The following is an 11,327-nucleotide window of genomic DNA, read 5'->3' as shown; positions in this document are numbered from 1 at the left end:
GGCCTACTCCTTGGCGACGCGTTTCATGTCCGCATCCATCATCATGCGGATCAAGGTATCCAGATCGGTTTTTGGCTTCCAGCCCAGCACACGCTGGGCCTTGGCCGGGTTCCCGAGGAGCACGTCGACTTCGGCCGGGCGGAAAAACGCCGGGTCAATCTTCACGTAGTCGCGGTAATTCAGGCCAATGTGGTCGAAGGCGATCCGGCACATTTCGCGCACGGTGGTGGTCACGCCGGTGGCGACCACGTAGTCGTCGGCTTTGTCCTGTTGCAGCATCATCCACATCGCTTCGACGTAGTCGCCGGCAAAACCCCAGTCACGCTTGGAGTCGATATTGCCCAGGCGCAATTCCTGCTGTTTGCCTTGCTTGATGCGGGCGGCGGCGTCGGTGACCTTGCGGGTCACGAACTCGATGCCGCGCAGCGGTGATTCGTGGTTGAACAGGATCCCGCTGCTGGCGTGCAGGTTGAAGCTCTCGCGGTAGTTCACGGTGATCCAGTGACCGTAGAGCTTGGCTACGCCGTACGGGCTACGGGGGTAGAACGGCGTGTTCTCGTCTTGCTGCTCGGCCTGGATCAGGCCGAACATTTCGCTGGTGGACGCTTGATAGAAACGCGTGTGCGGGCTGAACTGGCGGATCGCTTCAAGCAGATGAGTCACGCCCAGGCCATCAACGATGCCGGTGGTCACCGGTTGATCCCAGGAGGCGGCGACAAAGCTTTGCGCCGCCAGGTTGTAGACCTCGTCCGGCGCCGACTTGATCACCGCGCGCTGCACGGAGCAGGCATCGGCCATGTCGCCATCCAGGTAAATGATGTCGCCCTCGACCCCCATCTCGCGCAGGCGCCAGCGTGAATCGCTGCTGCGCCGGGCCACCAGGCCGTGGACCTTGTAACCCTTGTCGAGCAGCAGTTTCGCCAGATAAGCCCCGTCCTGGCCGGTGATCCCTGTGATCAGTGCACTTTTAGTCATTCGTCTTTTACTCGTTTCTCCCAGTCGGACAGGATCGCCCGCAGGGATTGTTGTGTTGTGATTTCAGGCGTCCATCCTGTGGTCTGGGCGAGCTTGGCATGGCTGCCACAAACGCGACGCTGATCTGCGCGGCGAAGTCGCGCAGGATCCTGAATCAATTGCATGTCGACCTGGGCGAGGTCCCCCAGTTGTTCAATCAAACTGCGGATACTTTGCTCGCGCCCCGAGCAAATGTTGTAGACCTGCCCCGGCGTACCCTTTTCGAGCAGCGCCAGGTAGGCCGAAATCACATCGTCCACGTCGAGGAAGTCACGGGTGACGTCGATGTCACCGACTTCCAGTTGTGGCGCTTGCAGGCCTTGCTTGATTCGGTTGATCTGCCGCGCTGCGCTGGCGATGACGAAGCTGTCTTTCTGCCCGGTGCCGATGTGGTTGAACGGACGGGCGACCAGCACCGGCCAGCCTTCGCTCAGGCCCCATTGCAGACTCAAGAATTCCGCCGACAGTTTGCTCACTGCATACGGGTTGCGCGGGCAGGGTGGCTGGCTTTCGGTGATGGGCAGTTGGGCTTCGCTGACCTGGCCGTAGACATCGCCGGAGCTGACGTACAGGAAGGTGCCGTTGAAGCCGCGAGCCTTGAGGGCTTGCAGCAGGTTCAGGGTACCGAGCAGGTTGATGTTCAGCGTGCGCGCCGGATCACGGAAGGCTTCGGGAACGAAAGTCTGGCCGGCCAGGTGAATGACGGCGTCGGGCAGCTCGGGCCACAGGTCTGCGAGGCTGTCCGGGTTGCCGAGGTCATAGCGCGAAGGGACCGTCAGCAGCTCCCATTTCGAGGTATCGGCATTCAGACGCGATTGGATGTGTTGTCCTACGAATCCACTCAGACCCGTAACGAACAGACGCTTTTTCAAACAGCAGCCCCTTGGTCATTAAACTTCTGCCATTTCCCACAGGCTGACGGGAATGTCTGTCAGACCGTGCGAAAACATCGGTAGGAAAACAGGCGAAGTCTTTGTTGTAGTTGTTTGGTAGCCAATCTGTGCCAATTACGGCGCAATTTCAACAGGTCCAACCGTGACTGGTCAGTTCTCGTTAGCGTAGCCTCATTTTTCTCGTCGGGCGGTTCACGAATCCTCAACGGATGTGTTTAGAATGCCCCTCGTCACGATTATCCAGCGATCGTTCGGGGTGCTGCGAAAGTTGTTCCCATCCCCGCGAAGCTGACCATTAAAACAAGAACGTAGACGGGCAAGAAGACGATGGACGACGACCGGCAAACGCCGCCGCGATCCGTTGCTTTGCCGTCATAGAGTGGGGCTGCCGGGACGGCGGTTTCATCGTGGGATGCCATGAATTTCATTCTTTACTCGGACGTCAACGACAGCTCCATCAGCCAGAGCCTTGGTCGACCCGAATACAGTTATTACTTCGTGCTCAAGGCGTATCGCCCGGTGCTCGAAAGCCTTGGGCGGGTGCACGTGGTGTCCAGCGTCGCCGAGGTCGATCCCCTCTACAGGCAACTGCTCGCCGCTGGCGAAGACAGCTTGTTCCTGTCGTTCACCCCGCCGCAGAAAACCCCGACCGATCTGGAGTGCCCGACGATCTGCGTGGTGGCCTGGGAGTTCGACTCGATTCCCGATGAGCAGTGGGACAATGACCCGCGCCAGGACTGGACGCACATGCTCGCGCGCCAGGGCCGGGTCATCACGCTCTCCAGCCACACCGCCCGGGCGATTCGCCGGGCCATGGGTGAAGACTTCCCGGTTCTGGTGTTGCCAACGCCGTTGTGGGAAAACTTCGCGGCCATTCGTAGTCACCACACCAGCGCGCCGGTGAACCCCGGTTCAACACTGCAGATCAAGGGCTGCGTCTTCGACTCCCGTACCCTCGGGCTCAACGCCGATGCGCTGATCCCGGTGCCGCCGAGTGCCGAGGAACTGGCGGCGCTGGCGGCCGAGCTGGAGGCTTTGAAGCCACCGCCGCTGACACTGAAACGGCGCTTCGTGATTGCCCGCCATTACCTGCACATGTGGCGCCTGGACAAAGGCAAATCGCTGCCGGACCCGGTCCATCGCACGCACTTCCTGAGCCAGTGGTATTGGGAAGGGGTTCGCGACTTGTTGTCGGACACCGTCCATGCACGGCTCGCCGAGTACCTGCCGGCCATCGCCGGTCCGCAGACAGTTGCAGTGCCCGAGCCCGAACCCCGGGAGTGGCCGGATACCAACACCCAGGTCGAGACTCAAGTGGACGGCGTGGTCTACGTCACCGTCTTCAACCCGCGTGACGGTCGCAAGAACTGGCATCAGCTGATCACCGCGTTCTGCTGGGCGTTCCGCGAAACCGACGACGCCACGCTGGTGCTGAAGATTACCCAAAGCGACCTGTCGTCCTACTACGACGAGCTGATGACGTTGCTCGCGCAGCTGTCACCGTTCGCCTGTCGAGTGGTGGTGATGCACGGTTATCTGGACGATCCGCAATACGCCCGGCTGTACGAAGCCGCCAGTTTTTACGTCAATGCTTCACGCTGCGAAGGCCTGTGCCTGCCGCTGATGGAGTTCATGGCCAGCGGCAAACCGGTGATCGCCCCGGATCACACCGCCATGGAGGATTACATCGATGAGCGCGTGGCGTTTGTGGTCAAGTCCAGCGAAGAGCTGACCATTTGGCCGCAGGACACCCGCATCATCTACCGCACCCTGCGTTATCGACCGGACTGGGGTTCGCTGAAAACCGCCTACGAAAACAGCTACCGGATGGCCAAGGCGCAACCGCAGGATTACCAGCGAATGTCCCGCGCCGCCATCGATCGCATGCACGACTACTGCGCGTTCGCCCCGGTGCAGCAACGTCTGTCGGACTTCTTCGGGCTGGTGCCGCAGGCCTCTGTGCCTGCGACCGTGACGGATAACGCCTCATGCTGATCATCATTCATTCGGAAACCAACCAGCGCACCATTGCCCAGAACCTCGGCCGCTCGGAGTACAGCTATTACTTCGTGCTCAAGGAGTACCGGCCGGTGCTGGAGCGACTGGGGCGAGTGGTCGAAGTCAGCGACCCACAGACCGAAGTCGATGCGCTGTACCTCGACTGTCTGTCCCGAGGTGAAGACTGTGTCTTCCTGTCGTTCTCGCCCCCGCATCGCACGCCGGTCAACTTTGCCTGCCCGACCCTGGCGGTGTTTGCCTGGGAATTCAGCACCATTCCCAACGAGCCGTTTGCCGGGGAACCACGCAATGACTGGTGCAGCGTGTTGCGCGCGTCCGGTGCGGCCATCACGCATTCCAACTACACCGTCAACGCGGTGCGCGAGGCCATGGGCGCGGACTATCCGATCGTCGCCGTGCCCGCGCCCGTATGGGACCGCTTCGCTGCCCGTGGTGCGCAGTTGCAACGCCAGCCGTTGGCCAGGCAGGTGAAATTGAAGATCAAAGGGGTGGTGGCGGACAGTCGTCAGCTCGACCTGCAGGCGTTTGGCCCGGTGCATTTGCGTACGGGTCAGGGCATCGATTTCGATGCGCCGGCCAGTGAGCACGAGTTGGTGCTCGACGGGGTGATCTATACCTCGGTGTTCAACCCCAGTGACGGGCGCAAGAACTGGGAAGACATGCTCAGTGCCTTCTGCGTGACTTTCCGCGACGTTGAAGATGCCACGCTGGTGTTCAAACTGACCCACCACGATGCCGAAGAAGCGCTGGCCGATATCCTTCATCACTTGTACAAAAACCAGTCCTACCGCTGCCGCATCGTGTTGATTTACGGTTACCTGGCGGATGCGGATTACGAGCAACTGGTCCAGGCCACCAGTTATGTGGTCAACACCGCTTACGGTGAAGGGCAGTGCCTGCCGCTGATGGAGTTCATGTCCTGTGGCAAACCGGCAGTGGCGCCGCGCACCACGGCGATGATCGATTACCTGGATGCCGACAACGCCTTCATCATCGACACCACCGACGAATTGACCGCCTGGCCCCATGACCCGCGCCGCGCCTTCCGCACGTTGCGCTACATCACTGATTGGGCGTCGGTGTGCAGGGCGTATCGAGCAAGTTATGACGTAGCCAAGGACGATCCCGAGCGTTATGCGCAGATGTCCGCCCATGCGGTGACCAGCCTGCAAGCGTTCTGCAGTCAGGCCGTGGCCGAACAGCGTTTGCAGGTTTTCCTCGGGCAATTGTTCGAGCAGCGCAGGGCCGCCATGGAAACCCCTGAAGCATGAGCAGCAAACGGATCATGGACATCGAGTTGCTGCGCGGTATTGCAGTGCTCGGCGTGTTGTTTCATCACCTGCAAGGCAGCCTGTTTACCGACACGGTGCCATTGCTGGAAAACATCCATGCCTGGGCGCAACCGTGGTGGGGCGTCGATCTGTTTTTCGCGATCTCGGGCTTCGTGATTGCACGCAGTTTGATCCCGGCCTTGCAGGGTTGCAGCACGCGCCAGGAATACTGGCAGCAGACGCGTAACTTCTGGCTGCGGCGGGCCTTTCGCTTACTGCCGTCGGCGTGGTTGTGGCTGGCGTTGATGCTGCTGGCCTGTGTGTTTATCAACCGCTCCGGGGCGTTCGGCACCTTGCAAGCGAACTTGCAGGCGACGCTGGCCGGGGTCGCGCAATATGCCAACTTCCGCTTTGCCGACAGCTTTTTCCACTACGAATACGGCACCAGTTTCGTGTACTGGAGCCTGTCGCTGGAGGAGCAGTTTTACCTGCTGTTCCCGCTGCTGATTCTGCTCTGCCGCAAGCACCTGGTCTGGGCGTTGCTGGCGTTGGTCGCGGTGCAGTTGTTCACCTTGCGCACGCCTATCCTGATGGTGGTGCGCACCGATGCATTGGCCCTCGGCGTGCTGCTGGCGATGTGGAGTGCACGACCTGATTACGTGCACTGGGAGCCGACATTCTTGCGTCGGCCGTGGGCGGGCGTCGCGGCGCTGCTGATCCTGGCGCTGGCGCTGAGCTTCATGGCCACCGACCGCTTCACCTTCGCCAATTACCGGATCGGCGCGATTGCCGTGCTCAGCGCGGTGCTGGTCTGGATCGCGTCCTACAACCGTGATTACTTGATGCCAGCAGGTTTGCTGAAGAGCCTGATGGTGTGGATCGGCAGTCGCTCCTACGGGATTTACCTGATCCATATTCCGGCGTACGCGTTGGTGCGCGAAGTGATCTTCCGGTTGCAGGCGGCCGGTCTGCCGAGTCCGGCGGGCCATCCGGTCCTGACTATCCTGATCGCTGGCGGGCTGATTGTCCTGTTGAGCGAACTCAATTACCGCTTCGTCGAAATGCCCATGCGCAATCGCGGCGCCTCGCTGGTGCAACGTCTGAGCACGTCCCGAACCGCCGTCCCATCCTCTGGAGCTACCTCATGCTGAGCCTTTTGAAGAAACTCACGGCGGGCACGCCCGCTCCCGCGCAGCCAGTGGCACCGGTCGCGGACAAGGTCGACCCGTACATGCTCGGCCTGCATGACGCGATGCTCAGTGGCTGGTTCAACCAGGAAACCGGCGAGCTGTTTACCGGTTTCCCGGTGACCCCTGAGGACACCTTGCTCGACGTCGGCTGCGGTGATGGCGGCAACGTGCATTTCTGCGGCATGCGCGGGGCGAAGATCATCATTGCCGACATTGACGCGGCCAAGGTTGAAGCGACCCGCCAGCGCCTGAGCGATACGCCGGCCCGGGGCGTGGAGTGCCACGTGACCGACTGCAATCCGCTGCCGATTGCCGATGCGACCGCCACCCGCGTGGTGTCCACCGAAGTCATCGAACACGTCGACGACCCGGCGCAGTTCCTCGCTGAACTGGTGCGGGTCGGCAAGCCTGGGGCGTTGTATTTGCTCAGCGTTCCGCACCCGAGCTCCGAAGACCTGCAAAAGGACATCGCCGCGCCAGAGTACTTCCAGAAGCCCAACCACATTCGCATCATCAGCGAAGAGCAGTTCAAGGCGATGGTCAGTGACGCCGGCCTGGAAGTGCTGAGCCACAGCCAGTACGGGTTTTACTGGTCGATGTGGATGCTGTTGTTCTGGGAAGCCAAGGTCGACTTCAGCAACGCTGACCATCCGCTGCTCAATCACTGGGCGGATACCTGGAAAGCGATCCTCGATTCGCCGCGGGGCGCGCAGATCAAACAGGCACTGGATGCGGTCGTCGCGAAAAGCCAAGTGATCATTGCCCGCAAACCCCCGGTAGCCATGTAGGAGCTGCGGCACGCTGCGTTCTTTTGATCCTGATTTTGAAAGCAAGATCAAAAAGATCGCAGCCTCGTTTCCCTCGACAGCGCCTACAGGGTTTTGTGTAACCTTGCAGCCTTGTGGTGACAGGGGTCTGGAAGGTATGCGCTTTATTGTGGGTCTGTTCCTGGGCATCTTGCTCGCGGGTTGCGAGCAACACGACGCGCCGCCCCTCGACCAACAACTCTATATCTGGCAACGCCAATGGACGCCCGCCCATGAAGCGGCGTTGCGTGACAGCCACGATGACTTTTCAACGCTGCGCGTGCTGGCGCTGCAAGCCTTTCCGAAGGCGGGATGGAGCCGGGCGCGGATCGATGCGCAGCGATTGCACGCCGATGGGCGCCCAGTGATCGCGGTGATTCGTCTCGATGGCCAGCTCAAGTCGCTGGATCAGGCTCAGGTCACTTCGCAGATTCTTCAGGTGCTCGCCGATTGGCGGGCCCAAGGCCTGACGCTGAGCGGCGTCGAGATCGACCACGATGCCGGTAATGCACGGTTGCCGGCCTACGCTGAATTTCTCCAACATCTGCGCGCGGCACTACCGGCATCTCTGGCGTTGAGCATCACCGCGCTGCCGGCGTGGCTCGACAGTGCGCAACTGCCGGCGTTGCTGGCCACGGTCGACAGCAGCGTGCTGCAAGTGCACGCCGTCAGCGACCCGCGTCGGGGTCTGTTTGATCCTGATCAGGCGTTGAAGTGGGCCCGGGCCTGGTCAGGCATCACGGACAAACCGTTTTATCTGGCGCTGCCGGCGTATGGCGTGGCGCTGTTGCCGGATGACGGCGGTGCACCGCTGGTGGAAAGCGAAGTGTCGCTTGAACGGGGCGGAAAGCGCCGGGAACTGTTGGCGGACCCGCTGCAGTTGAGTCAGCTCGGCAAAGCATTGCGAAACGATCCGCCGGCGCATCTGGCCGGGCTGATCTGGTTTCGCTTGCCGCTGGCCAATGACCGCCGCGCCTGGAGCCTGACCACGTTACGCGCGGTGGCGCGTGGCGATGCGCTGAGCAGCCAGCTCGGCCTGACGTTCAGCGAGCACAACGGGCTCTACGATATCCAACTGAACAACCCTGGAAACCTCGACAGCGACTGGCCCGAACGCCTGACGCTGGCGGTGCAAGGCTGTGATGGCGCTGATGCGCTGGCCGGTTATGCGTTGCAACAGAGCCCGGATCTGCTTACCTTCACCCGCTTGCGCGACGGTCGAATTGCGGCCGGCGGACAGCGCGCCATCGGTTGGGCACGCTGCGCAAAAATTGATCAAGGAGGTTCGAATGTTCACCCGTAACTGGCCCCGCCATCTGCTCTGCCTGAGCCTCGGTTTGCCGCTGGGTTCGGCGCTGGCCTGTGGGCCGGACTTCCCGATGCGTTTGCTGGATAACCGCGACCAGTCACTCTCTGAGCTGCCGGAAGGCAACTTCCGCTTCGAGGTCAGTCGCCTTGGGCAGGCCATCGCCGGGCTGAAAAGCCTGACGCCGGCCGCCAGCACCCAGAATGGTTTGTACGCCGAGCCGACCGATCCTGTCGAAGAGCGTGGCAAGGTGGAGGCCGCTGGCCTGACCGCTGAGCAGCAAGCTCTGGTCACGCGTCTGCGCACCTTCACCGATGCCCGCGACGCCTACGCGCAGGGCGCCAGTCTGCCGGCGGAAATCCGTCTGTATGTGGCCGGTGCGGTGGCATTCAATGTCGGCGAGCATCAACTGGCGGTCGATTACTTCAGGCAATTGCTGGCGCTGCCGCCGGATCAGCGCCCACTGCGCAGCACTTGGGCGGCGTATTCGGAAGGGCGCGCGCTGTTTGCCATGAGTCCCGACGCCGACGACATGCTCGACCCACTTGAAGAGGCCATCGCAGCATTCCGGCAGACCCGGCAGTTGAGTATCGACGGCTTCAGCGATCCGCTGGGGCTGGGTGTTGCCAGCCTGGGGGAAGAGGCCCGTGCGGCGCGTCTGACCGGTGGCTGGGACAATGCGATCAATCTTTACGCGGCGCAGAGCGTGCACGGTTCATCGGTGGGCTACACCTCGCTCAAACAACTGGCCAACGAATTGGCTGATATGCCCGAGCCGGAATTGGCCAAGCTGATGCAGCACGAAGGCGTGCAGAAACTGGTCACCGCTTCGTTGATCAGCCGTCTCGGCGGGTCGTTCGGCGATGAACCACCGAACCAGAAAAAGCTGCTCAAGGTCCTGCAAAACAGCACCCGTGGCAGCTTCGAAAATGCCGATCGGCTGGCCGCGGTGAATTATCAACAGGGCGATTACGCCAACGCCAAGGCCTTCCTCGAACACGCTGGCGACGGCGGCCTCGCCTGGTGGCTGCGGGCGAAGCTGGCGGTGCGCGACGGCGATAAGAATGCGGCTGTCGCCGCTTATGCCAAAGCCGCACAGGCTTTTCCGCAAAGCGAAGATTGGGGTAATCGGCGTACGCCTGACTGGGCGTTTGAAAGCGTTCAGCCGAAATGCCGTGTCGAAGGCGAAAGTGCAATTCTCGCGTTGCAACGTGGCGAATATCTGCAAGCATTCGTGCAGTTGTATCGCAGCAATGAGATCTATTGGTTTGATGCCGCGACCGTTGCTGAACGCGTGCTGACGGTCGACGAACTGAAACGGTATGTCGACGAAAATGTGCCGGCACCACCGGTGCTGACCCAACAGGATCGCGACAACTACGTGCAGCTTTCGGTAGCAGCGAAACTGCGCAATCTGCTCGGCCGGCGCTTGCTGCGCGAGGGCCGCTACGAAGAAGCCGTCGGCTATTTCGACAATCCTGACCTGCAGCACAAAGCCGAACTGTACGCTCAGCAGCGGCTCAAGGCTGACGCCGCATGGTGGCCGACCAAACGTGCCAGTGCCTTGTACAACGCGGCGTGGACGGCGCGCGATTGGGGCATGGATATCCTCGGTTACGAGATGTCCCCGGATTACGCGACGTTCGACGGTAATTACAGTCTGGAAGCTCCCGAACTCAAAGTCGGACCGCTGTTGGCCGAGGGCGAAATAAAGCGTCAGCAAGCCACGGTGGCGCAACCGGATGAGCGTTTCCATTACCGTTATGTCGCCACGGCCCTGGCCAGTAAAGCCGCCGATCATCTGCCCCGCAGCAGTCAGGCGTTTGCTTCCGTGCTGTGCAAGGCTTCCAACTGGGGCACCAGCCTGGAGGAGCAAAGCGCGTTTTATCAACGGTATGTCGAGCAGGGCCCTTACGTGGTCTGGGCCGGTGATTTCGGTCATCAATGCCAGGACCCGGACTTCCAGAATGCCGACAAACGCTACGTGACCCAGTTTGTGGATAGCCTGCGCTCGACACTTCGTCCCTACAAACGCGTGCTGCAGGTTTGCGGTGTGTTACTGGTCACGGCGACGGCTTTGCTGTTGATCAATCGCCGTCGTCGTCATAAGGCACAGTAAGGCTCAGGCCTGTTGAACAAAGGTCAGCCGCACGGCGAAACCGATCAACAGGCTGCCGAACAGCCATTGCTGTACGCGTTGGGCTGACGGGCTGCGTTGCAGCCAACGGCCCAGCGCCGCGCCAGTCAGCGCGTAGGCGCTGTCGAACAGTAAACCGGCGACCACCAGCAACACACCAAGGGTGGCGAACTGCGCGAGCACCGGCCCTGCCTGAGGATTGATGAACTGCGGCAGCAATACCGAGCAGAACAACAGTGCCTTGGGGTTGAGCAGGTTGGTCAGCAAACCGCGTTGGATCGACTCGCGCCAGCGTGGTTTTTCGCCGCCAGCGTTTGCCCCATTCAAGCTCGGCAGCAGGGTGGTGCGCAGGCATTGAATGCCGATCCACAGCAAGTACGCAGCGCCGACCAGGCGCACCACATCGAAGGTCCAGGGCGCAGCCTTGAACAGCGCCGCCAGCCCCAGCGCCGCCAAGGCCACATGACAACCGCGGGCAATGCCCAGGCCTATCGCCGTGGCCAGCGCCGCGCCTTTGCCCTGACGAGCACCGGTTTGCAGCAGCAGAATCATGTCCGGGCCGGGCAGCAGATACACAACCGCCAACGCCATGAAAAACAGCCAGAGTCCTGCCACGTTGCACCCCATTCGTTGTCGATTTGGTAGGGTCAGTCTAGGGCTGGAGGGCAGGGCAGGTGCTTGCGTAGTTCGC

Annotated in this window: 9 protein-coding genes; 6 read left to right on the top strand and 3 right to left on the bottom strand. The window is 61.3% G+C overall.

What is annotated here, in order from left to right; genetic code table 11:
* Positions 1–3: 3 nt before the first annotated feature.
* Together gmd and JFT87_RS04525 are read right to left on the bottom strand one after the other, a co-directional pair.
* On the bottom strand, positions 4–975 hold the full coding sequence (gene gmd / locus JFT87_RS04530) for a GDP-mannose 4,6-dehydratase (RefSeq protein WP_201199198.1): 972 nt from the start codon (positions 973–975) through the stop codon (positions 4–6).
* On the bottom strand, positions 972–1,886 hold the full coding sequence (locus JFT87_RS04525) for a GDP-mannose 4,6-dehydratase (RefSeq protein WP_201199196.1): 915 nt from the start codon (positions 1,884–1,886) through the stop codon (positions 972–974). The genes gmd and JFT87_RS04525 overlap by 4 nt, the downstream gene beginning before the upstream one ends.
* Positions 1,887–2,324: 438 nt before the next feature.
* Between JFT87_RS04525 and JFT87_RS04520 the strand changes: the two genes are divergently transcribed.
* The 6 genes from JFT87_RS04520 to JFT87_RS04495 all read left to right on the top strand — a co-directional run bounded on the left by JFT87_RS04520 (position 2,325) and on the right by JFT87_RS04495 (position 10,618).
* Positions 2,325–3,902, top strand: coding sequence for a glycosyltransferase (locus tag JFT87_RS04520; RefSeq protein WP_201199195.1), 1,578 nt, complete (start codon positions 2,325–2,327; stop codon positions 3,900–3,902).
* Entirely contained in the window at positions 3,896–5,197 is a 1,302-nt protein-coding gene (locus JFT87_RS04515) for a glycosyltransferase (RefSeq protein ID WP_201199194.1), read from the top strand. The genes JFT87_RS04520 and JFT87_RS04515 overlap by 7 nt, the downstream gene beginning before the upstream one ends.
* Positions 5,194–6,348 (top strand): acyltransferase family protein, encoded by a 1,155-nt coding sequence (locus JFT87_RS04510; protein WP_201199193.1) that lies wholly within the window; start codon positions 5,194–5,196, stop codon positions 6,346–6,348. Before JFT87_RS04515 ends, JFT87_RS04510 begins: the two co-directional genes overlap by 4 nt.
* The gene (locus JFT87_RS04505; RefSeq protein WP_201199192.1) at positions 6,342–7,175 is read left to right on the top strand and encodes a class I SAM-dependent methyltransferase; all 834 of its coding nucleotides are present in this window, start codon (positions 6,342–6,344) and stop codon (positions 7,173–7,175) included. The genes JFT87_RS04510 and JFT87_RS04505 overlap by 7 nt, the downstream gene beginning before the upstream one ends.
* A 136-nt stretch (positions 7,176–7,311) precedes the next feature.
* On the top strand, positions 7,312–8,496 hold the full coding sequence (locus JFT87_RS04500) for a DUF3142 domain-containing protein (protein WP_201199191.1): 1,185 nt from the start codon (positions 7,312–7,314) through the stop codon (positions 8,494–8,496).
* Positions 8,483–10,618, top strand: a complete 2,136-nt coding sequence (locus JFT87_RS04495; RefSeq protein ID WP_201199190.1) for a hypothetical protein — start codon at positions 8,483–8,485, stop codon at positions 10,616–10,618. The genes JFT87_RS04500 and JFT87_RS04495 overlap by 14 nt, the downstream gene beginning before the upstream one ends.
* A 3-nt stretch (positions 10,619–10,621) precedes the next feature.
* Here the strand turns inward: JFT87_RS04495 and JFT87_RS04490 are convergent, their stop codons facing one another.
* The gene (locus tag JFT87_RS04490) at positions 10,622–11,251 is read right to left on the bottom strand and encodes a LysE family transporter (protein ID WP_201199188.1); all 630 of its coding nucleotides are present in this window, start codon (positions 11,249–11,251) and stop codon (positions 10,622–10,624) included.
* Positions 11,252–11,327 lie beyond the last annotated feature (76 nt).

The organism is Pseudomonas sp. TH15, assembly GCF_016651105.1.
Taxonomy (GTDB): domain Bacteria; phylum Pseudomonadota; class Gammaproteobacteria; order Pseudomonadales; family Pseudomonadaceae; genus Aquipseudomonas.
The sequence above is the reverse complement of the archived record's forward strand: the minus strand, read 5'-3'. Positions and strand labels throughout refer to the sequence as shown.